Genomic DNA, 887 nt, shown 5'->3' with positions numbered 1-887 from the left:
GTGTAAAGGGACACCTCGCCGTCGTACTGCTCCTCCTTCAGGATGTTGTCCAGCCCGTCGTAGAGGTATTCGGTCCATTTGCCGCCGGGACGGTTCACACGGGTGACACGTCCCGCCCCGTCACGCTCGTACTCGCGGCGGATGCCGTCGAAGCCTGTCTCCGTAATGACCTGGCCCAGCCCGTCCAGCCCGAAGAAATAGTTGTCGCCCGCCTCGTTCCCGATGCGGCGGAGCTGCAGCTCGCTGTTGTAGCCGAAGGTGATGCGGTGACGCTCCTGCTCGCGGCTTTTCAGCACGCCCAGAGCACCGTAGGTGAACCTGACCTCACGGATGTTGTCGGTGGCATGGACCAGGTTGCCCATGGCATCGTACTCGAAACGGTGCACGTTGCCGTCCGGCTCCTCAAGGCGGATGAGGTTGTCGGCACGGTCGTAGGCGTAGCGGGTGGCGTTGCCTTTCACGTCCACCGCCTGCACGAGCCTGCCCCTGCCGTCGTATTCCCAACGGCGGAACAGCCCGTTGGGGAACTGCAACAGTTCGAGGTCGTACCTGTCGTTGAAGGTGAGCGTGTAAACCCGTCCCCGCCCGTCGGTAATGGTGCGCAGGACTCCGCCGTCGTAGGTGTATTCCACCGTTTCCCCGCTGAGCGTGGTGCGGCTGACGACACGGTCCTGTCCGTCATAGTCCCATGACAGCTCCCTGCCTTCCGGTGTGCGGAGCGAGGTCAGGTTGCGGTTCTTGTCGTAATTCAAGAACGTGTCCTCGCCGTTCTCGTCCGTGATGCGGACGGGCTGCCCGAACTCGTTGTAGGCCGTCTTGCGGGTATATCCTTCGGGATTGACCGTGACCTCCAGCTCCTGATAGCCGTTGTACTGCCGGCGGGTAAT

General features: G+C 62.5%; 1 pseudogene. It reads right to left on the bottom strand.

Features of this window, described 5'->3' with window-relative positions:
- Positions 1–887: pseudogene (locus tag NW213_RS16745) on the bottom strand (RHS repeat protein); the annotation flags it as partial.

The organism is Bacteroides sp. ET336 (assembly GCF_024733815.1).
GTDB classification, from domain to species: domain Bacteria; phylum Bacteroidota; class Bacteroidia; order Bacteroidales; family Bacteroidaceae; genus Phocaeicola; species Phocaeicola cellulolyticus.
This window is presented reverse-complemented; position numbering and strand designations above follow the sequence as displayed.